Genomic DNA, 18,108 nt, shown 5'->3' on the forward strand with positions numbered 1-18,108 from the left:
ACCGCACCAACCAACGAATGATTGGACAGGCATGACCCGCACCTACACCATCGATTCGATTCCCGGTGATGGCATCGGCGTGGACGTCACCGAGGTAGCCATGGGGTGCGTGGATGCTGTGGCCGGGCTGCATGGCTTCACCGTCAACTGGCGTGTCCGTGACTGGAACAGCGACCTCTACGTCAAAACCGGCCGGATGATGCCCGTTGACGGCATTGAGCAGCTCGGCAGCGGCGACGGGATCTACCTGGGAGCGGTGGGCACCCCCGACGTCCCCGACGACGTGACGTTGTGGGGACTGCTGATTCCCATCCGCCGGGAGTTCGACCAGTACGTCAACCTTCGCCCCATGAAGCTGCTGCCCGGGGTCAAGGGAGCGATGCCGGGCCTCGAGGACCTGGACATCGTGGTGGTCCGGGAAAACGTTGAAGGCGAGTACTCGCAGATCGGCGGCCGCTTCGGTGCGGGGACGGACGCTGAATTCGCCGTCCAGGAGAGCGTCTTCACCAAAGCCGGCATCAGCAGGGTGGCCCGCTACGCGGCAGAGGCCGCAACGAAACGCGGCGGCACCCTTGTCTCGGCCACCAAATCCAACGGCATCATCCACACCATGCCGTTCTGGGACGAAGTGGTGGCCCGGACGGTGGAACAGTTCCCCGGCGTCACGGTGGACAAGGTGCTCATCGATGCGCTCGCGGCCCGGCTGGTCATGAAGCCCACCAGCGTCCGCACCATCGTCGCATCCAACCTGTTCGGGGATATCCTGTCCGACCTCGTGGCCGGAGTGGCCGGTTCCATCGGCATCGCCCCGAGTGCCAACCTGAACCCCGAGCGCCGGCACCCGTCGATGTTCGAGCCAGTCCACGGTTCCGCCCCGGACATCGCCGGCAAGGGCATCGCCAACCCTGTCGGCGCCCTCTGGGCTGCGGCCATGATGCTGGACCATCTGGGCGAGGCGGCGGCCGCGCAGTCCCTCACCGGGGCTTTCGAATCGGCGCTGGCAGACGGCATCACCACACCGGACCTGGGAGGCTCGGCCACCACGCTGGAATTCGCGCAGGAGGTACGGGCCCGGCTGCGGTAGCCGCGCCCGGAGACGACGGCTAGAGCACGTTCCTGATGGCCTGCTCGAAACTGGTGACGTGCTCCAGGGCGAGCTTGCCCGCCCGGTCCGCGTCGCCGTCGGCCACTGCCTCCAGCAGCTCAACGTGTTCGGCAATGTGGGACGCGACGGACGGTACCTTTTCCAGCACCATGCACCAGATGCGCGTGGCCAGGTTGTCGTAGCGGATCAGGACGTCCTCGAGGTGCGCGTTGGCGGCGGCCCGGTAGATCAGCCGGTGGACCTTGATGTCGTACCGCATGAGGTCGTAGGGATCGTCGTCGTCGCCCATGGTGGAGATCGCGGCCGCGGTTTCCCGGATTTCCGCCCGCAGCGCCGGCGTTGCCAGCTTCGCGGCCCGGCGTGCGGCCAAAGGTTCCAAGGATTCGCGCAGCTCCGAAACGTCAGCGAGTTCGGTGATGTCGACGATGGTGGCGAACGTTCCGCGGCGGGGATAGGACACGACCAGGTGGTCACTTTCCAGCCGCTTGAGGGCTTCCCGGACCGGCGTGCGGCCGATCCCGAGTTCGGCGGCCAGCTTGCCGTCGTTGATCGCCTCGCCCGGCCGGATGTCCAGCATGATGAGCCGGTCGCGGAGGTGCCGGTAGGCCTGTTCGGAGAGTGAGAGGTCCCCGTCGCCGGCCAGGTGGTTCTCTAATGTGACGCTCATTTCGAGCCTTCCCAGGAGTGCTATTGACGTCCAAGTGATCTGGAACATACTATTACGACAGTTCTAATATATCAGTTACAGATCAGTTATAGGTCAGTAACTCCGAAGGGCTCAGAAGGAGAACAATGCAGGACGTACTGAACGCCTCGCTCGCCACGGTCGACGCCGACGTCGCCGCCGCTGTGGCACAGGAACTGCACCGCCAGCAGTCCACCCTGGAAATGATTGCGTCGGAGAATTTCGCTCCGACCTCCGTCATGGAGGCCCAGGGCTCGGTGCTCACCAACAAGTACGCCGAAGGCTACCCGGGCAAGCGCTACTACGGCGGCTGCGAGCACGTGGACGTCATCGAGCAGCTCGCCATCGACCGCGTGAAGGCACTCTTCGGCGCCGAGTTCGCCAACGTGCAGCCGCACTCCGGTGCCCAGGCCAACGCCGCCGCCATGTTCGCCCTGCTGAACCCGGGCGACACCATCCTGGGGCTCTCCCTGGCGCACGGCGGACACCTCACTCACGGCATGAAGATCAACTTCTCCGGCAAGCTCTACAACGTGGTTCCCTACCACGTCCGCGAGGAAGACCTCCGGATCGATATGGCCGAGGTGGAAGCCCTGGCCCTGGAACACAAGCCCAAGCTGATCGTGGCCGGCTGGTCCGCCTACTCCCGCCAGCTGGACTTCGCCGAATTCCGCCGCATCGCCGACCTCGTGGGTGCCTACCTCATGGTGGACATGGCGCACTTCGCCGGACTCGTCGCCGCCGGCCTGCACCCGAACCCCGTCCCGTACGCGGATGTGGTCACCACCACCACGCACAAGACCCTGGGCGGTCCGCGCGGCGGCGTCATCCTGGCCAAGGAGGAATACGCCAAGAAGATCAACAGCGCGGTGTTCCCGGGCCAGCAGGGTGGTCCGCTGGAGCACGTTGTGGCAGCCAAGGCCGTGGCGTTCAAGCTCGCTGCCGCCCCCGAATTCAAGGAACGCCAGGAGCGGGTGCTGCAGGGCGCCAAGCTGCTGGCCGAGCGACTCCTCCAGGAAGACGTCGCAGCCGCAGGCATTTCCGTAGTCAACGGCGGCACCGACGTCCACCTGGTCCTGGTTGACCTCCGCAACTCCGAACTCGACGGCCAGCAGGGTGAGGACGCACTCCACCAGATCGGCATCACGGTCAACCGCAACGCGGTCCCCTTCGACCCCCGCCCGCCGATGGTCTCCTCCGGCCTCCGGATCGGCACCCCCGCCCTGGCTGCCCGCGGCTTCGGCGCCGCCGAGTTCACCGAGGTTGCGGACATCATCGCCACGGCCCTGATTGCCTCCGCCGACACCGGCATCCTCCCCGGGGACACCGCCGTCGAACTCCGGGAACGCGTAGCGGCCCTGGCCGGCAAGTTCCCCCTCTACCCGCACCTCTCCGCCGACGCCAACCTGGCCGGCATCGAGGCAGACCTGATTGGAGCCGCCCAGTGAGCACCCAGCACCTTCCGGAGCACCCGGACTTCCTCTGGCGGAACCCGGAACCCAAGTCCTCCTACGACGCCGTGATCGTCGGCGGCGGCGGACACGGCCTGGCCACTGCCTACTTCCTGGCCAAGAACCACGGGATGACCAACATCGCCGTCCTGGAAAAGGGCTGGCTCGCCGGTGGCAACATGGCCCGCAACACCACCATCATCCGCTCCAACTACCTCTGGGACGAGAGCGCGGCCATCTATGAGCAGGCCCTCAAACTCTGGGAAATCCTGCCCGAGGAACTCGAGTACGACTTCCTGTTCAGCCAGCGCGGAGTGATGAACCTGGCCCACACCCTGGGCGATGTGCGCGAAAGCATGCGCCGCGTCGGTGCCAACAAGCTCAACGGCGTGGACGCCGAATGGCTGGACCCGCAGCAGGTCAAGGAACTCTGCCCCATCCTTAACATCCGCGACAACATCCGCTATCCCGTCATGGGCGCCACCTACCAGCCCCGCGCCGGCATCGCCAAGCACGACCACGTGGCCTGGGCCTTCGCCCGCAAGTGCGACGAAATGGGCGTTGACATCATCCAGAACTGCGAGGTGACCGGCTTCCTGAAGGACGGCGACCGCGTGGTGGGCGTCAAGACCAACCGCGGCACCATCAACACGGAGAAGGTGGGCCTCTGCGCCGCAGGCCACAGCTCCGTCCTGGCCGAAATGGCCGGCTTCCAGCTTCCCATCCAGTCCCACCCCCTGCAGGCCCTGGTCTCCGAACTGCACGAGCCCGTCCACCCCACGGTGGTCATGTCCAACCACGTGCACGTTTACGTCTCCCAGGCGCACAAGGGCGAACTTGTCATGGGTGCCGGCGTGGACTCCTACAACGGCTACGGCCAGCGCGGCTCCTTCCACGTGATCGAGCAGCAGATGGCGGCCGCCGTCGAACTCTTCCCCATCTTCGCCAGGGCCCACGTGCTCCGGACCTGGGGCGGCATCGTCGACACCACCCTCGACGCCTCGCCGATCGTGGGCACCACTCCCGTGGAGAACATGTTCGTGAACTGCGGCTGGGGAACCGGCGGATTCAAGGGCACCCCTGCTGCCGGCATGACCTTCGCGCACACCATCGCCACCGGCGCCCCGCACAAGCTGAATGCGCCGTTCTCGCTGGAACGCTTCGAAACCGGCGCCCTCATCGACGAACACGGCGCCGCCGCCGTGGCCCACTAGCCGCCGCCACCAGAAAAGGACTAACGCACATGCTGCTGATCCCATGCCCCAACTGCGGCCCGCGGGACGAAACCGAATTCCACTACGGGGGACAGGCCCACGTCCCGTACCCCGAGAACCCCAACGAGCTGAGCGACACGGAGTGGTCCCGCTACCTCTTCTACCGCGAGAACCCCAAAGGCATCTTCGCCGAGCGCTGGGTCCACAGCACCGGCTGCCGCCAATGGTTCAACATGCTCCGCGACACCGTGAGCTACGACATCAAGGCCATCTACCCGATGGGGGCGAAGCGGCCTGACCGCTCCACGGACGGCGCACCCGAAACCGGGACCGCCAGCACCGGCCCTGACAGCACCACCACGGGAAGTGCCGCACCCAGCACCTCCACCACGAGCATCCTCAGCACCACCGCCCCGGAAGGAGCGACCAAGTGACTTCCCAGACCGCCCGCCTGGCTACCGGCGGCCGCATCGACCGCACCATCTCCTGGCGCTTCACCGTGGACGGCGAGGAGTTCACCGGCCACCCCGGTGACACCCTGGCCTCCGCGCTGCTGGCCAACGGCCGCATTGCCGCCGGCAACTCCCTCTACGAGGACCGCCCCCGCGGCATCATGTCCGCCGGGGTGGAGGAGGCCAACGCCCTGGTCCGCGTGGAAGCCCGCTTCCCCGGCCACGTGGCCGAATCCATGCTCCCCGCCACCACCGTCTCCCTGGTGGACGGACTCCAGGCCACCCTGCTCAACGGCCTGGGCAAGCTGGACCCGGAGGACGACCGCGCCGAATACGACAAGAAGTACGTCCACACCGACGTCCTGGTCATCGGTGGCGGCCCCGCCGGGCTCGCCGCGGCCCGTGAGGCTGTCCGCACCGGCGCCAGGGTCATGCTACTCGATGACCAGCCCGAACTCGGCGGCTCGCTGCTCTCCGGTTCCACCGCTCCCGGCCTTGCCGAGACCATCGAAGGAAAGCCCGCCCTGGAATGGGTGGCCGACGTCGAAGCCGAGCTGGTATCCGGCGCCGAGTCCACGGTCCTGAACCGCACCACCGCGTTCGGCGCCTACGACGCCAACTACGTCATCGCCGTCCAGAACCGCACCGACCACCTCACCAGCCCCGCAGCCGCAGGGGTGTCCCGCCAGCGGATTTGGCACATCCGTGCCAGCCAGGTGGTCGTCGCCCCGGGTGCCCACGAACGCCCCCTGGTGTTCGAGAACAACGACCGCCCCGGCATCATGCTCGCCTCCGCCGTGCGCAGCTACCTGAACCGCTACGGCGTGGCCGCCGGCAAGCGCGTGGTCATCAGCACCACCAATGACAGCGCCTACGCCGTCGCCGCCGACCTCGCCGCCGCAGGCGTCAAGGTCGCCGCCGTGGTGGACGCCCGTCCGGCCCTGACCGCAGCAGCGACTGCCGCCGTCGAATCCGGGATCCGGGTGCTGATCGGCAGCGCGGTGGCCAACACCTCCGCCGGTGCCGACGGCCGGCTGGACGGCGTGACCGTCCGCAGCATTAACGACGACGGCGAGCTCACCTCCGGCGTCGAGCAGATCGCGGCAGACCTGCTGGCTATGTCCGGCGGCTGGAGCCCGCTGGTCCACCTGCACTCCCAGCGCCAGGGCAAGCTGCGCTGGGACGAGGAGCTGGCAGCCTTCGTGCCCAGCACCGAGGTCCCCGCCCAGCAGACCATTGGCGCCGGCCGCGGCTCCTTCGCCACCGAAGACTGCGTCGCGGAGGGCATCTCCGCCGGCGCCAGGGCGGCCATCGCCGCGGGCTTCGAATCCGCCGTCGAACCCTCCGTGTTCGGCGACCCGAAGGCCTCCGCCCCCACCCGCCAGCTGTGGCTGGTACCGGGCGAGAACGGCACCCCGGATGACTGGCACCACCACTTCGTGGACTTCCAGCGCGACCAGTCCGTGGCGGACGTCCTCCGCTCCACCGGTGCCGGCATGCGCTCGGTGGAACACATCAAGCGGTACACCTCCATCAGCACGGCCAACGACCAGGGCAAGACCTCCGGCGTCAACGCCATCGGCGTCATCGCCGCGGCCCTGCGCACCGCCGGCGAAGCCTCCCGCGGCATCGGAGACATCGGCACCACCACCTACCGCGCCCCCTTCACCCCGGTGGCTTTCGCGGCCCTGGCCGGACGCCAGCGCGGGGAACTGTTCGACCCCGCCCGCGTTACGTCCATCCACCCCTGGCACGTAGCCAAGGGCGCGCTGTTCGAGGACGTTGGACAGTGGAAGCGGCCCTGGTACTACCCGCAGGCCGGGGAGGACATGGACGCTGCCGTGCTGCGCGAATGCGCCGCCGTCCGCGAATCCGTTGGCTTCATGGACGCCACCACCCTGGGCAAGATCGAAATCCGCGGCAAGGACGCGGGGGAGTTCCTGAACCGGATGTACACTAACGCGTTCAAGAAGCTCGCCCCGGGCTCGGCACGCTACGGCGTCATGTGCACCCCGGACGGCATGATCTTCGACGACGGCGTGACCCTCCGCGTCGACGACGACACCTACTTCATGACCACCACCACCGGCGGCGCCGCCAAGGTACTGGACTGGCTGGAGGAATGGCTGCAGACCGAGTGGCCGGAACTGGACGTGCAGTGCACCTCCGTGACGGAACAGTGGAGCACCATTGCCGTCGTCGGGCCCAAGTCCCGTGAGGTCATCGCCAAGGTGGCCCCGGAACTCGCGGCCAACGGCGGACTGGACGCGGAGAACTTCCCGTTCATGACCTTCCGCGAAACCACCCTCGCCTCCGGCGTCCGCGCCCGGATCTGCCGGATCTCGTTCTCCGGTGAACTCGCCTACGAGATCAATGTGCCAGCCTGGTACGGGCTGAACACGTGGGAATCCGTGGCGGCCGCCGGGGCCGAGTTCAACATCACCCCCTACGGCACCGAAACCATGCACGTGCTGCGCGCCGAAAAGGGCTACCCGATCGTCGGGCAGGACACCGACGGCACCGTCACCCCGCAGGACGCGGGCATGGAGTGGATCGTCTCCAAGGCCAAGGACTTCATCGGCAAGCGTTCCTACACCCGGTCCGACGCGCAGCGTGAGGACCGCAAGCACCTGGTCAGCGTCCTTCCCGTGGACGGCACGCTGCGCCTGCCGGAAGGCACCCAGCTGGTGGAGAAGGGACGCTCCACCAACCCCGCCTACGGCCCCGTGCCGATGGAAGGGTTCGTTACCTCCAGCTACCACAGCGCAGCGCTGGGCCGGTCGTTCGGCCTGGCCCTGATCAAGAACGGACGCAACCGCATCGGCGAAACGCTGGTGGCAGCCGCCGGCGACCAGCTGGTGGACGTGGTTGTCGCAGAAACAGTGCTTTTTGACTCTGAAGGGACCCGTAAAGATGGCTGAAACAGCAGCATCCGCGACCTCCGCAAAAACCAACGCCGAGAAGAACCTCGCCGCCCGCGTCAGCCCGGCGCGCCAGCTGGCGGAAGACTTCGCGGCCGGCTCACTGGCCGGCACCGTTGAAATCTCCGAGGTGCCCTTCCTGACCATGGTGGGCCTCCGGGCCCTCGCAGGATCCGCCGCGGCGGAGCGCCTGGCCGGTGTCACCGGCGGCCTCCCCGCCGGCTCCGGTGCCGTGGCCGGAAACGGCGACGTGTCCGTCCTGTGGCTCGGCCCCGCCGAGTTCCTGGTGGTTGCACCCACCGAGGCGCACGAATCACTGGGCGGGGACCTCATCCCCGCGCTCCGGGACGCGCTGGGCGGCGACGCGGGCCAGGTGGTGGACCTGTCCGCCAACCGGACCACGTTCGAACTGACGGGCCCCCGGGCCCGCGCCGTCCTGGAAAAGGGCTGCTCGCTGGACCTGCACCCGCGGGTCTTCAAGGCCGGCACCGCCTTTTCCACGGAAATCGCGAACATTCCAGCCATCCTGTGGAAGACCGGTGATGAGTCCTTCCGGATCTTCCCCCGTGCTTCCTTCGCCGAGTTCCTGGGCCGGTGGCTGCTGGACGCCATGCGGGAGTACGCCTCGCCAGAGGTCCCCTGATGGCGCTCAGCGTCCTTGACCTCTTTTCCGTCGGCATCGGGCCCTCGTCGTCACACACGGTGGGCCCGATGCGGGCGGCCAAGCTGTTCGCCGACGGACTGAAGGGTGACGGCCAGCTGGCCGCCACCGCCCGGGTCCAGACCGAACTGTTCGGCTCCCTCGGCGCCACCGGCCGCGGCCACGGCTCGGACAAGGCAGTGGTCCTGGGGCTGAAGGGCCTGGACCCGGAAACCGTGGACACCACCACCGCCGACGACCAGGTGGCAGCCGCCGCGCTGGACGCCGAACTCCACATCGCCGGGGCGCACCGGGTGGACTTCAACTGGGAAGAGGACGTGGTGCTCCACCGGCGCAAGTCCCTTCCCGCACACCCCAACGGCATGACCTTCCGGGCCCTGGACCACACAGGTGCCGTCCTGAGCGAGCGGAGCTTCTACTCGATCGGCGGCGGCTTCGTGGTGGACGGCGATGCCGAAGGCGGGGACAAGGTGGTGCCGGATGACACCGTGCTGCCCTACCCGTTCTCCACGGCCGACGAACTCCTGCAGATCTGCAGCCGCGAAGGCATGTCCATCTCCGACGTCATGCTGGCCAACGAGCTCACCTGGCGCAGCGAAGCGGAACTCCGCGAGCAGCTGCTGGGGCTGTGGGCCGTCATGCGCGAATGCGTGGAGAACGGCTGCAACGCCGAAGGCATCCTGCCGGGAGGCCTGAACGTCACCCGGCGGGCGCCGGCCCTGTTCCGCACCCTGACGGCCTCGGCCGCCACCGCCGAAGCCGCGGCAGCGTCGCCGTCGCCCGTCCAGGCACCGGCGGATCCGCTGCTCGCCATGGAATGGGTGAACCTCTTCGCGCTGGCCGTGAACGAGGAGAACGCCGCCGGCGGCCGGATCGTCACCGCCCCCACCAACGGGGCCGCGGGCATCGTCCCGGCCGTCCTGCACTACTACGTGAAGTTTGTTCCAGGGGCTAACGACGACGGTGTGGTCCGCTTCCTGCTGGCGGCGGCCGCCGTCGGAATCCTGTTCAAAACCAACGCCTCCATCTCCGGCGCCGAAGTGGGCTGCCAGGGCGAGGTGGGCTCCGCCTGCTCGATGGCTGCGGCCGGGCTCTGCGAAGTGCTTGGCGGAACGCCGGCGCAGGTGGAAAACGCCGCCGAGGTAGGGATCGAGCACAACCTGGGCCTGACCTGCGACCCCGTGGGCGGCCTGGTGCAGATCCCGTGCATCGAGCGGAATGCGATCGCCAGCGTGAAGGCGATCAACGCGGCCCGGCTGGCCCTGCACGGGGACGGCAGCCACAAGGTCTCGCTGGACAAGGCGATCAAGACCATGCGTGACACCGGAGCCGACATGAAAACCAAGTACAAGGAAACCTCCCGAGGAGGCCTCGCCGTGAATGTGATCGAGTGCTGAGCCATGACTGTTACTGAAACCCATATCCCCGCGTCGAAAACGCCCACCACCGTGGAACACGTCCTGACCCTGGACTGTCCCGAGGGGCCCGGCATTGTGCACGCCGTGTCCGGATTCCTGCTGGAGCACGGCTGCGACATCATTGACAACAAGCAGTTCGGTGAGCGCTCCGAAGGCCACTTCTTCATGCGCGTGCACTTCGTCTCCGACGGCGATGAGTCCACGCTTGACGTCCTGCGGTCTTCGTTCGCCCCGGTAGCCGAAAAATTCGGCATGCGCTGGCAGCTGGAACGCCACGGCTCCAAGCGCAAGGTGCTGATCATGGTGTCCAAGTTTGGGCACTGCCTCAACGACCTGCTGTTCCGGGCCCGGATCGGAGAACTGCCGGTGGAAATCGTTGCGGTGGTATCCAACCACCGTGACCACGAGGCACTGGTGCAGTGGCACGGCATCCCGTTCCACCACATCCCGGTCACTGCCGACACCAAACCCGCAGCGGAAGCCGCGCTGATGGCACTCGTGGACGAGCTCGACGTCGAACTGGTGGTGCTGGCCCGCTACATGCAGGTGCTCAGCGACGACCTGACCCGCAAGCTGGACGGCCGGGCCATCAACATCCACCACTCGTTCCTGCCCAGCTTCAAGGGTGCCAAGCCGTACCACCAGGCCTACGCCCGCGGCGTCAAGACCGTGGGCGCCACCGCGCACTACGTCAACGCAGAACTGGACGAGGGACCCATCATCTCCCAGCAGGTGGTGGACGTGGACCACACGTACGGGCCCGAGGACCTGGTGGCCGCAGGCCGCGACACAGAATGCAAGGCCCTCTCCAACGCGGTGAAGTGGCACTGCGAAGGCCGGGTCATCCTGCAGGGCAACCGCACTGTGGTGCTCCGGTAAGCCGACCCAACTGAATACTGTCAGCGCGGCCGACTGCCCCCAGGGTGGCCGGCCGCGCTTTGTTGTTCCCGGAGGTTTCTAGCCGCTCTGTGCTCCCCTCCGCAGGAGAACCGCCTGGTGCACCTCCTCCAGGGCGGCAGCGATCTCCTCCCGCCCCACGCCCGCCAGGTACTGCAGCACCAGTCCATCCAGCGCGGCGAACAGCGAGCGGGCCACCACGCGGACGTCACCCTGGAAGCCGAAAGCCTCAAGCCCCTCCGACAGCGCACCAACATAGCTTTCATACAGCGCGGCCACCGGTCCCGCCAGCTCCGGCCGGCGCCGGGCCTCGAGGATCATCTCGTACTGGAACACCTGCAGCCCCGGATCTTCAAGCAGCAGCTCCAGCAGCGCCTCCGTGAAAGTCCCGCCGTTTTCGGCTGCTTCCCGCAGCCGTGACGCGCCGATGGACTGCTCCGATGACCACAGGAGCGCTGCCTCGATCAGGGTGTCCCGGGTCCCGAAATGGTGGGCGACCAGGCTGTTGTTGACGCCCGCCGCCTCGGCGACCGCCCGGTACGTCAGCCCGCGCAAACCCTTCTGCGCCACTACGTCCACCGCCGCCCGAAGCAGGGCTTCGCGGCCCTTGCCATATTTGGGCGTGGCGGTGCGGGCGGCGGAAGCGGTCATAGCCCGATTCTAGCCAGCCGCCGACAGGCAAAAAGCAGCCCTTGACTTAAAACTAAGCAATTGCTTAGATTGCTTCCACGCGGTGATGCCCGTCACAGGACCGCCGCCATTTCACACATCCCGCGGCGTGACCGTTCCCCTGCCGCGCCTTCCCCTCTGGAGTACCCATGACCACCACCCCGTCCTTCACCGCGTCCGCTTCCCTTGACCCCGGCAGGAATGAGCCCTTCGAACTCGGCAAAGTACAGTGGGTGCGCCGCTTCGGCGAAGGTGACAGGCCTGCGTTGGCCTGCGGCTACTGGCACGTCAATCCCACAGAAGCCCCCGAACCCTTCAATCTCGTCATGGAAGCCGATGAGACCATCCACATCATCGAAGGCCACCTCCGGATCGAGGTGGAGGGCGGCGTCAGCTATGACCTCACCGCCGGTGGCGCCGCCTCCTTCAATAAGGGCGCCCGTACCAGGTGGGCTGTGCTGGCCCCCACCGTCGAATTCTTCGTCTACTCCTAGGGGCCCGGGGATGGCACAGCACAACAGCGCCATGGAGCAGGACCTGGGCGTCGTCATCGTGGGTGCCGGGTTTGCCGGCCTCACCGCCGCCCGCGAACTCGCCCGTCGTGGACTGGCGGTCCGCCTCGTTGAAGCGCGGGACCGCGTCGGCGGCCGGACCTGGCTGGACCACCGGCTGGGCCGCGACCTGGAGATCGGCGGCACATGGGTCCACTGGACCCAGCCGTACATTTGGGCGGAGTTGAAGCGGTACGGCATCGGAACCGTCGCCAGCCCGGAGCCCCAGCGGGCTTTTTGGTGGGCCGACGGCGGCCGCCGGGAAGGCGACCCCGGAGCCTTGCTTGACGCGATCGGCCGGCACAACGGCGAATTCACCAAGGAGTCCCGGACCTACTTCCCCGAACCGTTCAGGCCGTTGGCGACGGATGCCTTCAAGGGCATCGACCACATCTCGGTGCAGGACCGGATCCGGGAACAGTTTCCCGCCGGCGACGCCCGGGACATCCTCGAATCCTTCTGGACCTTGAACTTCAACGGCCCCCTGGAGGACGCGGCACTGACCCAGGCGCTGCGCTGGGTGGCCCTGACCAACGGTGACTGGGCCGTCAACTTCGAAGCCTGCGCCACGTACAAGATCCAGGGCGGAACCGCCGCGCTCGCCGGGGCCATCCTTGAGGACTCCCGTGCCGTCGTCGACTACGGCTTTACTGTCGCAGGCATGACGGACGACGGCGGGAGCGTCACCCTGCGGAGCGCGGACGGCCGGGCCATCAGCGCCAGGGCCGCCATTGTCACGGTCCCCCTTCCCGTCCTGGGAACCATCGACTTCCAGCCGCCGCTGCCGCCGGTCAAGACGGAAGCCGCGAAGCGCGGACAGGTGTCCAGTGGCGTGAAGGTGTGGATCCGGCTGCGGGGTGAGCACGCGCCGTTCGTGGCGTTGGGCAAGGCGGACTGGCCGTTGAACTTCTTCCAGGTGGAGTACACGCTCGACGGCGACACGATCGTCGTCGGCTTCGGCCCCGACGCAACAAGAATCGATGCGTCAGACGCAGCGGCAGTCCAGGAGCAGCTGGCCCGGCTGGTGCCCGGCGTTGACGTGCTGGACGTGGCTACCCATGACTGGGTGGCGGACCCGCTGGCGGGAGAGACCTGGCCGATGCACCGGACGGGTTTCCTCGGCAACCACCTGGCCGCGATGCAGTCCGGGCACGGCAACGTGCTTTTTGCCGGCTCCGATATTGCCAACGGCTGGGGCGGCTTCATCGACGGTGCCATTGAGAGCGGCATGGAAGCGGCGCAGGCCGCCGCGTCGCTGCTTGGCCCCCGCTCCGCCGCCCGCCCGGCCGCCCAGGAACCAGTCCCGCAAAACCCTGCACTGCGCTGACAAACAACAACTCGTCGCTGGTGGACAAAGGGGTTCGGTGCCCCGCTGCCAAGCTGGATTCCACAGCAATTTTCCCGAACTCATGACCGTTAAGAAGGATCAAATGAGTATTTCGAATTCCGAGCCCCGGACCACTGACGCTCCGGCCAAGGAGCATTCAACGGCACTGCGCGCCGGCAGCATCGGCGTCCTGGGCATCCTCTTCTTCGTCCTGTCGGCACAGGCACCCCTCACCGGGATCGTGGGCGCCTCGCCGCTGGCCGCAGCGCTCGGCAACGGTGCCGGCGCACCCGGCGCGTACCTGATCGTGGGCATTGTCATCGTGATCTTCGCCGTCGGATTTGTGGCGATGAGCCGCAAAATCCAGGCCAACGGCGCCTTCTACGCCTACGTCACCGCAGCGTTCGGCAGGAAAACCGGCGCCGGCGCCGCCTGGCTGGCCCTCCTGGCCTACAACACCGTCCAAGCCGCAATGTACGGGCTCTATGGTGCTGCGTTCTCGGGCCTGCTCGCCTCGATTGGGCTGGAGGTTCCGTGGTGGCTGCTTGCCCTGGCCACCATGGCCGGCGTCCAGGTGCTGGGCTCCCTGAACATCGAACTCGGTGCCCGCGTGCTGGCCCTGCTGGTGGGACTCGAGGTGGCCATCCTGCTGCTGTTCGGCTTCACCGTCCTGCTCCACGGCGGCGGCCCGGAAGGCATCAGCGTAGCCGCGTCCTTCTCGCCCGAGGCCATAGGGGCCGGAGCGCCGGGCGTGGCCATCATGTTCGCCGTGGCTTCCATGTTCGGTTTCGAATCCACGGCCATCTATTCGGCCGAGGCCAAGGACCCGCACCGCACGGTGGCCCGGGCCACCTACCTGTCCGTGGGCGTCATCTCAGTCTTCTTCTCCTTCATCTCCTGGATGCTGGTCAGTTACTACGGCCCGTCCCGGGTCATGGACGCGGCCGGGGCAGCCCTCGAATCCGGCGACGCCACGTCCTTCGTGCTCGGTCCCATGGTGGAGCTGTTCGGCCCATGGGCGGGCGTGGTGGCAGGCATCCTGCTGGTCACCTCGTTGCTCGCCGGCATCATCGCCTTCCATAACGGCATCAACCGCTACCTGCACTCCCTGGCCCTGCGCGGTTCCATGCCCGCCGTGCTGGCCCGGACCAACCGCCACCGCGCCCCTGCCTTTGCCGCCTGGATCCAGACCGCCACCGCCGTCGTCCTGGTGCTTCCCTTCGCCATCCTGGCCCTGGACCCGGTCCTGACCCTCTTCTCCTGGTTCAGCGGCCTGGCCGTGGCGGCACTGCTGGTGCTCTACATGCTGTGCTCGGTGGCGGTGGTCAGCTTCTTCCGCCGCGAACGTGCGGGGGCGCAGCTGTGGCAGACCCGGATCGCCCCCGTCCTGGCAACGGTGCTGCTCGCCTGGGTCCTGTTCCTTGTGGTCAGCAATTTCACGGCCCTCATTGGCGGCAGCGCGGAAACAGCAACCGCCCTGCTCGCCGCGGTCCCCGTGGTCTTCCTGGCCGGGGTGCTGGTGGAATCCGCCATCGAGCGCCGCCACCACGCCGCCACCCTGGGACACGCGCTTACCTAGGGCTGACGGCTTCCCCCATACTGGCCCGGCGCGGACCGCAATGTCCGCGCCGGGCCAGGACGCGTGCTGCAACGAAAACCCCGGCCAGGAAGGCGGCTGCCAGCCATGCCGCCCAGTCGCTGCGGGGCCACACGCCGGACAGGCCCAGGAACGCCGGAAAGGTTGCCGTGACCTGGCTGGCCAGGACCAGGGCCCAGCCGGTGAACGGCTCCAACCGCACCGCGCCGAATGCGGCCGAGGCGAACAACAGCCCCCACAGAACTGACCAGCACACCCAGAGCACCGCGAGCAGCGGATCCGTCCCGATCCACGCGCCCGCCAGCAGCAAGCCGAAAAACGCCACCATGCCGCAGAACCAGCCCAGGCCCTTCGAACCCAGGGCCAACAAAACATCCAGTCCGGCATAGGCGTACGTCAGCCCGAACAGGAACATGCCGGCGGCCGTCAAGAGGTGTTCAGTGCCGGTATTGCCGGTGGAAAGATGGACGACGCCGAGCACCAGCTGGGTGCCGCCGAGCAGCAGGCTGAAGGTGGCGGCGTCGCGGCGGGGGAGACGCCCCAGCGTCGCCAGCCCATTGACCAGCAGCGCGGCACCGGAGAGAAGCAGGCAAATGAAGGGCATCAGCGCGTCTCCGGTGTGCAGGAGGGATGCGCCAAAACTATCGCAATGTGGAATATCTGTGTCACATTACGGAGATTAGCCGAACCTGACCCACCCGCCTACTGCTCCCCGGTCGTAATCCGATAAGTTGAAGAGTAAACCTATGGGGCGACGTTGCTTTTGCGCTGTCCCTCGTTTCGGCTCAGAGGTAAGGAACAGTTCATGGACGCACGGCTCGAAGCCATCAAGGACACCGTCCTCGCGCGGAATCCCGGTGAAGCGGAGTTCCACCAGGCAGTGGTGGAGGTTTTCGAAAGCCTTGGCCCGGTCCACGACAGGCACCCGGAATTCCTCGAGGCTGCCATCCTGGAACGCCTTTGCGAGCCCGAACGCCAGATCATCTTCCGTGTGCCGTGGACGGACGACTCCGGACGCGTCCAAATCAACCGCGGCTTCCGGGTGGAGTTCAACTCCGCGCTGGGCCCGTACAAGGGCGGACTGCGCTTCCACCCGTCCGTCTACCTGGGCATCGTCAAATTCCTCGGCTTCGAGCAGATCTTCAAGAATGCCCTGACCGGCATGCCCATCGGCGGCGGCAAGGGCGGTTCCGACTTCGATCCCCGCGGCCGCAGCGATGCCGAAGTCATGCGGTTCTGCCAGTCCTTCATGACCGAGCTCTACCGCCACATCGGCGAATACACGGACGTCCCGGCCGGCGACATCGGCGTGGGCGGCCGCGAGATCGGCTACCTCTTCGGCCAGTACAAGCGCATCACCAACCGCTACGAATCCGGCGTGCTCACCGGCAAGGGCATCTCCTGGGGCGGCTCCCTCGTCCGGCCCGAGGCTACCGGATTCGGCACCGTCATCTTCACCCAGGAAATGCTGAAAACCAGGGGCACGTCCTTTGACGGCCAGCGCGTGGTGGTGTCGGGCTCCGGCAACGTGGCCATCAACGCCATCGCCAAAGCCCAGGCCCTCGGTGCAGCGGTGGTGGCCTGTTCCGACTCGTCAGGCTACGTGGTGGACGAGGCAGGCATCGACGTCGCGCTCCTCCGTGAGGTGAAGGAAGTGCAGCGCGGCCGCCTGAAGGATTACGCCGAACGCCGGGGCGGCGTTACCTACGTGGACGGCGGTTCGGTGTGGGACGTCGACGCCACGGTGGCACTTCCCTGCGCCACGCAGAACGAGCTCGACGGCGCCGCTGCCGCCCGCCTGATCCGCAACGGCCTGGTTGCCGTCGGAGAGGGCGCCAACATGCCCTCCACGCGTGACGCTGTTGCGGTGTTCCAGGAGGCGGGCGTCCTCTTCGGGCCGGGCAAGGCCGCCAACGCCGGCGGCGTGGCAACCTCGGCCCTGGAAATGCAGCAGAACGCCAGTCGTGATTCGTGGTCCTTCGAGCACACGGAGGAGCGGCTCACGGAGATCATGGTTGGCATCCACGACCGCTGCGCCGCCACCGCCGAGGAGTACGGCGAACCCGGCAACTACGTGCTCGGCGCCAACATCGGCGGGTTCGTCAAGGTGGCCGATGCCATGCTGGCCCAGGGGCTGATCTAGGAAACGCAGCCGGGTTCAGCCCCGGCGCCATTCGGTGGGTGAAACACCAAAGGCATCCCGGAACGTGCGGCTGAAATGGGCGGCATCCAGGAAGCCCCAGCGGGCAGCCACCGTGCCAACGGATTGCCCGGCGTGCAGCGGGTCGCGGAGGTCGCGGCGTGCGCCTTCGAGCCGCTGCGTCCGGATCCAGCTGGCTACGGTGGTCCCCGACTCGTGGAAGACGTTGTGCAGGTGCCGGGTGGAGATGAAGTGCGCGGCGGCGATGCTTGCCGGTGACATCAGGGGATCGGCCAGGTTGGCCTCGATGTACTCGCGGACCGAGACCGCCAGCAGTGCCTGCGGCTTCATGCGGTCCGGCGTGATGTCCATTTCCGCGTGCAGCATGGTGGACACCAGGTCCAAAGCGTTGGTGGCGAGCCGCGCTCCGCTGGGGCCGTTCAGGACGTCCAGGTTCGCCGACAGTTCGCGAATGAACTGGCCCACGATTCCGCTGAGGCCACCGCTGCCCATGCGCACCGCGGCGAGCTGCCCCACGTAGTCCACGGGCAGGGAGAGGGCGTCGCAGGGAAACATCAGGACCATGATCCTGGTGCTGTCCTCGAAGGCAAGGGTGTAGGGCCGGTTGGTGTCATAGATTGCCAGGTCGCCGGGCTGCAGGACGGCTTCGCGGTTGTCCTGGATCAGCAGGCCCGTGCCTTCCAGCTGCAGGTTCAGCTTGAAATAGCGCTCATGGGCCTGGGCGATCAGCGCGGGGGTGCGGTGGACCTCGTGGGAGGTGGCGGTCACTTCCACGATGGACATCCGGTCCAACACCCGGGAGCGCATGCGGCCCTGGAAGCCCTCCACGTCCGCCGTCCGCGCGGTGAGGGGCACGAAGGATTCGGCCACCAGGTGTTTCCAGTGGTCGAACGACGTGGCAACGCTGGAGTTGAGGTCCTGGCGTGGGGTCCGGGCAGTTGCCCCGGTTGCTGCAGCTGCTGGCATGATGTTCCTCGCGACGGATGGCCACTTCACGTT

16 protein-coding genes are annotated in these 18,108 nt (G+C 67.2%); 12 read left to right on the forward strand and 4 right to left on the reverse strand.

Annotated elements, in window-relative coordinates:
- Positions 1–31 precede the first annotated feature (31 nt).
- The gene (locus tag BACI349Y_RS02735) at positions 32–1,084 is read left to right on the forward strand and encodes a tartrate dehydrogenase (RefSeq protein ID WP_159630236.1); all 1,053 of its coding nucleotides are present in this window, start codon (positions 32–34) and stop codon (positions 1,082–1,084) included.
- A 19-nt stretch (positions 1,085–1,103) separates the two neighbouring features.
- Here the strand turns inward: BACI349Y_RS02735 and BACI349Y_RS02740 are convergent, their stop codons facing one another.
- The gene (locus BACI349Y_RS02740) at positions 1,104–1,772 is read right to left on the reverse strand and encodes a GntR family transcriptional regulator (RefSeq protein WP_159630237.1); all 669 of its coding nucleotides are present in this window, start codon (positions 1,770–1,772) and stop codon (positions 1,104–1,106) included.
- A gap of 125 nt (positions 1,773–1,897) precedes the next feature.
- Between BACI349Y_RS02740 and glyA the strand changes: the two genes are divergently transcribed.
- Genes glyA through purU form a run of 7 tightly spaced genes read left to right on the forward strand, consistent with a single transcriptional unit; the run spans position 1,898 to position 10,786 of the window.
- The gene (gene glyA, locus BACI349Y_RS02745; protein WP_159630239.1) at positions 1,898–3,238 is read left to right on the forward strand and encodes a serine hydroxymethyltransferase; all 1,341 of its coding nucleotides are present in this window, start codon (positions 1,898–1,900) and stop codon (positions 3,236–3,238) included.
- Positions 3,235–4,455, forward strand: a complete 1,221-nt coding sequence (locus tag BACI349Y_RS02750; RefSeq protein ID WP_159630241.1) for a sarcosine oxidase subunit beta family protein — start codon at positions 3,235–3,237, stop codon at positions 4,453–4,455. Before glyA ends, BACI349Y_RS02750 begins: the two co-directional genes overlap by 4 nt.
- A gap of 29 nt (positions 4,456–4,484) precedes the next feature.
- Positions 4,485–4,889 (forward strand): sarcosine oxidase subunit delta, encoded by a 405-nt coding sequence (locus tag BACI349Y_RS02755; protein ID WP_159630243.1) that lies wholly within the window; start codon positions 4,485–4,487, stop codon positions 4,887–4,889.
- Positions 4,886–7,828, forward strand: a complete 2,943-nt coding sequence (locus BACI349Y_RS02760; protein ID WP_159630245.1) for a 2Fe-2S iron-sulfur cluster-binding protein — start codon at positions 4,886–4,888, stop codon at positions 7,826–7,828. Before BACI349Y_RS02755 ends, BACI349Y_RS02760 begins: the two co-directional genes overlap by 4 nt.
- Complete coding sequence (locus tag BACI349Y_RS02765; RefSeq protein WP_159630247.1) at positions 7,821–8,471, forward strand: sarcosine oxidase subunit gamma; 651 nt, start codon at positions 7,821–7,823, stop codon at positions 8,469–8,471. Before BACI349Y_RS02760 ends, BACI349Y_RS02765 begins: the two co-directional genes overlap by 8 nt.
- Positions 8,471–9,886 (forward strand): L-serine ammonia-lyase, encoded by a 1,416-nt coding sequence (locus BACI349Y_RS02770; RefSeq protein ID WP_159630249.1) that lies wholly within the window; start codon positions 8,471–8,473, stop codon positions 9,884–9,886. The genes BACI349Y_RS02765 and BACI349Y_RS02770 overlap by 1 nt, the downstream gene beginning before the upstream one ends.
- 3 nt (positions 9,887–9,889) lie before the next feature.
- Positions 9,890–10,786, forward strand: a complete 897-nt coding sequence (gene purU / locus BACI349Y_RS02775; protein ID WP_159630251.1) for a formyltetrahydrofolate deformylase — start codon at positions 9,890–9,892, stop codon at positions 10,784–10,786.
- Between the two features lie 78 nt (positions 10,787–10,864).
- Here the strand turns inward: purU and BACI349Y_RS02780 are convergent, their stop codons facing one another.
- Complete coding sequence (locus BACI349Y_RS02780) at positions 10,865–11,455, reverse strand: TetR/AcrR family transcriptional regulator (protein ID WP_159630252.1); 591 nt, start codon at positions 11,453–11,455, stop codon at positions 10,865–10,867.
- A 167-nt stretch (positions 11,456–11,622) separates the two neighbouring features.
- On the opposite strand from BACI349Y_RS02780, the gene BACI349Y_RS02785 reads away from it, so the two are divergent.
- The 3 genes from BACI349Y_RS02785 (at position 11,623) to BACI349Y_RS02795 (ending at position 14,930) form a co-directional block, all read left to right on the forward strand.
- Entirely contained in the window at positions 11,623–11,967 is a 345-nt protein-coding gene (locus tag BACI349Y_RS02785; protein WP_159630254.1) for a cupin domain-containing protein, read from the forward strand.
- Between the two features lie 10 nt (positions 11,968–11,977).
- Positions 11,978–13,351, forward strand: coding sequence for a flavin monoamine oxidase family protein (locus tag BACI349Y_RS02790; protein WP_236560696.1), 1,374 nt, complete (start codon positions 11,978–11,980; stop codon positions 13,349–13,351).
- Between the two features lie 103 nt (positions 13,352–13,454).
- Entirely contained in the window at positions 13,455–14,930 is a 1,476-nt protein-coding gene (locus tag BACI349Y_RS02795) for an APC family permease (protein ID WP_159630256.1), read from the forward strand.
- Here the strand turns inward: BACI349Y_RS02795 and BACI349Y_RS02800 are convergent.
- On the reverse strand, positions 14,923–15,552 hold the full coding sequence (locus tag BACI349Y_RS02800; RefSeq protein ID WP_159630258.1) for an AmiS/UreI family transporter: 630 nt from the start codon (positions 15,550–15,552) through the stop codon (positions 14,923–14,925). The genes BACI349Y_RS02795 and BACI349Y_RS02800 overlap by 8 nt on opposite strands.
- A 201-nt stretch (positions 15,553–15,753) precedes the next feature.
- Between BACI349Y_RS02800 and gdhA the strand changes: the two genes are divergently transcribed.
- Positions 15,754–17,091, forward strand: a complete 1,338-nt coding sequence (gdhA, locus tag BACI349Y_RS02805) for an NADP-specific glutamate dehydrogenase (protein WP_159630260.1) — start codon at positions 15,754–15,756, stop codon at positions 17,089–17,091.
- 15 nt (positions 17,092–17,106) lie between these two features.
- Here gdhA and BACI349Y_RS02810 read toward each other — a convergent pair whose 3' ends face one another.
- Positions 17,107–18,075 (reverse strand): helix-turn-helix domain-containing protein, encoded by a 969-nt coding sequence (locus tag BACI349Y_RS02810; protein ID WP_159630262.1) that lies wholly within the window; start codon positions 18,073–18,075, stop codon positions 17,107–17,109.
- Positions 18,076–18,108: the final 33 nt, after the last annotated feature.

This window comes from Arthrobacter sp. 8AJ, assembly GCF_902506025.1.
Lineage (GTDB): Bacteria > Actinomycetota > Actinomycetes > Actinomycetales > Micrococcaceae > Arthrobacter.

Bases quoted from the DNA above. Each gene is read 5' to 3' on its own strand.
- BACI349Y_RS02780 (WP_159630252.1), bottom strand. From the start codon at position 11,455: ATGACCGCTTCCGCCGCCCGCACCGCCACGCCCAAATATGGCAAGGGC.
- BACI349Y_RS02810 (WP_159630262.1), bottom strand. From the start codon at position 18,075: ATGCCAGCAGCTGCAGCAACCGGGGCAACTGCCCGGACCCCACGCCAG.
- BACI349Y_RS02795 (WP_159630256.1), top strand. From the start codon at position 13,455: ATGAGTATTTCGAATTCCGAGCCCCGGACCACTGACGCTCCGGCCAAG.
- purU (WP_159630251.1), top strand. From the start codon at position 9,890: ATGACTGTTACTGAAACCCATATCCCCGCGTCGAAAACGCCCACCACC.
- BACI349Y_RS02790 (WP_236560696.1), top strand. From the start codon at position 11,978: ATGGCACAGCACAACAGCGCCATGGAGCAGGACCTGGGCGTCGTCATC.
- BACI349Y_RS02735 (WP_159630236.1), top strand. From the start codon at position 32: ATGACCCGCACCTACACCATCGATTCGATTCCCGGTGATGGCATCGGC.
- BACI349Y_RS02770 (WP_159630249.1), top strand. From the start codon at position 8,471: ATGGCGCTCAGCGTCCTTGACCTCTTTTCCGTCGGCATCGGGCCCTCG.
- BACI349Y_RS02785 (WP_159630254.1), top strand. From the start codon at position 11,623: ATGACCACCACCCCGTCCTTCACCGCGTCCGCTTCCCTTGACCCCGGC.
- BACI349Y_RS02800 (WP_159630258.1), bottom strand. From the start codon at position 15,552: ATGCCCTTCATTTGCCTGCTTCTCTCCGGTGCCGCGCTGCTGGTCAAT.
- BACI349Y_RS02765 (WP_159630247.1), top strand. From the start codon at position 7,821: ATGGCTGAAACAGCAGCATCCGCGACCTCCGCAAAAACCAACGCCGAG.
- BACI349Y_RS02755 (WP_159630243.1), top strand. From the start codon at position 4,485: ATGCTGCTGATCCCATGCCCCAACTGCGGCCCGCGGGACGAAACCGAA.
- glyA (WP_159630239.1), top strand. From the start codon at position 1,898: ATGCAGGACGTACTGAACGCCTCGCTCGCCACGGTCGACGCCGACGTC.
- BACI349Y_RS02740 (WP_159630237.1), bottom strand. From the start codon at position 1,772: ATGAGCGTCACATTAGAGAACCACCTGGCCGGCGACGGGGACCTCTCA.
- gdhA (WP_159630260.1), top strand. From the start codon at position 15,754: ATGGACGCACGGCTCGAAGCCATCAAGGACACCGTCCTCGCGCGGAAT.